The organism is Pedobacter sp. 01T416_2 (assembly GCF_056398925.1).
Window position 1 is genome coordinate 1 of record NZ_JBFTQI010000971.1, and the last position, 1,924, is coordinate 1,924.

The window sequence follows — 1,924 nt, forward strand, 5'->3', positions numbered from 1 at the left end:
GATATAAAGGCGAAGGGCGACCAACATAATCTTTTAACAACTGATGAAATTCCTTTTGAAAATCGGCATCATCAATAATCTTTAAATAGTTTTGACGCAATTCTTCTACGTTTGGATAAAGCATTTCGGGGATGTAGGCGCCACCAAAATCTCCATAATATCCTTTTTCGTTTACTTTGTATTTCATGTTTTTTCTCTTTTTTCCCTTGGTTGAAACCAAGGGTTATGAATAACAATCTATTTATTCATTTCTTTAGTAAATTCTTTAATCTTCTCTGCATCCTTTAAACCTGGCTCAATTTCAAATCTGCTATTGATATCCAGGGCATATAAGCGCTCATCATTTATTTCTTTTATGGCCGGTGCATGTTCTAAATCAATGCCGCCACTTAAAAAGTAGGGTTTGGTGTAAGTATATCGGTCTAAAACAGACCAATCGAATGTTTTTCCCGATCCACCATGTGCTTTGGTTTTAGTATCGAACAGGAAATAATCTACCACATTTAAATAAGCTTCGAGACCTGAAAAATCAAAATCTTCATCTATTCCGAAAGCTTTAATCACTTCTAAGGCCGGAAAGCTTGATTTTAATGCTGCACAATATTCAGTCGATTCGCTGCCATGTAACTGAACAGCCTTTAGCTTCAATGTGTTTACTTTATCTTTTACTTTTTCCAGGTCTTCATTTACAAACACCCCTACGGTCTTAATCTCTGAGGGAATGTATTTGATCAATTCTGCAGAAACCTCACTGATTAGTCTGGGTGATTTTTCATAAAAGATAAAACCCAGATAATCTGGCTGAAGCTCGGCTATCGCAGCAATATTCGCTGCCAAACGCATGCCGCAAACTTTTAACTTTAACATGCCAATAAGTTTTTGAAACTGTTTAACGCTTTTTTGCTGGTTAAAGATTCTTCCGCTTCATAAAAGCAATCGGCAAAAGATTGTTCAGGTTTTATGGTCTTGATGGCCAGTGCCGAATTGCACAATACCACATTGTTCTGTACATCTGTGGCTTCGCCATTTAATACATCCATAAATATTTTGGCTGATGATTCTACGGTATCGCCACCTTTAATTGCATTGGTATCAACCTTATCAAAACCCATATCCTGAAGGGTTAAAATCTGTTCGCCCTTGTTCGAAAAGGTTTTCACATCACAGGTTAACGAAACCTCGTCATAACCTTCCAGTGCATGTACAATGGTATAACTTTTATCCGTGTCCTGATATAAATATGCATATAAACGGGCGAGCTCCAAACTAAAAACCCCTACCATCTGGTATTTTGGCTGTCCGGGGTTAACCATTGGACCAAGCATATTGAAAAATGTTTTCACACCCAGTTCCTTACGGATCGGTGCTACAATTTTCATTGCCGGATTAAACAACGGGGCATGTAAAAAACAGATCCCTGCGGTATCTAAATTACGCCTTAAAGTATCCTCATTATTGGTAAAAGTATAACCTAAATATTCCATTACATTAGAAGAACCGCAGCCCGAAGAAACGCCGTAGTTACCATGTTTGGCCACATGATGACCAGCACCTGCCACCACAAATGAGGATAAGGTAGAAATATTGAACGTATCTTTACCATCGCCACCGGTACCGCAAAGATCGATCAGTTCGTAACCCGATAAGTTTACTTTAACGCACATATCAAGCATCGCATCACGAAAACCCTGTAACTCCTGCACGGTAATATTACGCATGGCATAAGCCGTTATAAAAGCGGCAATCTGCGAAGAATTAAATGTGCCTTCCGAAATGGAGATTAAAATGTTCTTTGCCTCTTCCCTGCTAAAACTCTTGTTCTCGAATAAATGGTTTAATATTTTTTTCATGTTTTGTATAACGCTTACCGTCATGCTGAACTTGGTTCAGAATCTTTTCAATAGATGCTGATCCTGATTAATCG

The 1,924-nt window shown here is 38.3% G+C and carries 2 protein-coding genes and 1 pseudogene; all 3 read right to left on the minus strand.

The window, feature by feature from the left end; translation table 11 throughout:
* Nucleotides 1-187 (minus strand): annotated as a pseudogene (locus tag AC1DPQ_RS26420) (tryptophan synthase subunit beta); the annotation flags it as partial.
* 50 nt (nucleotides 188-237) lie between these two features.
* Entirely contained in the window at nucleotides 238-867 is a 630-nt protein-coding gene (locus AC1DPQ_RS26425; protein WP_477581544.1) for a phosphoribosylanthranilate isomerase, read from the minus strand.
* The gene (trpD, locus tag AC1DPQ_RS26430; RefSeq protein ID WP_477581542.1) at nucleotides 861-1,850 is read right to left on the minus strand and encodes an anthranilate phosphoribosyltransferase; all 990 of its coding nucleotides are present in this window, start codon (nucleotides 1,848-1,850) and stop codon (nucleotides 861-863) included. Before trpD ends, AC1DPQ_RS26425 begins: the two co-directional genes overlap by 7 nt.
* Nucleotides 1,851-1,924: the final 74 nt, after the last annotated feature.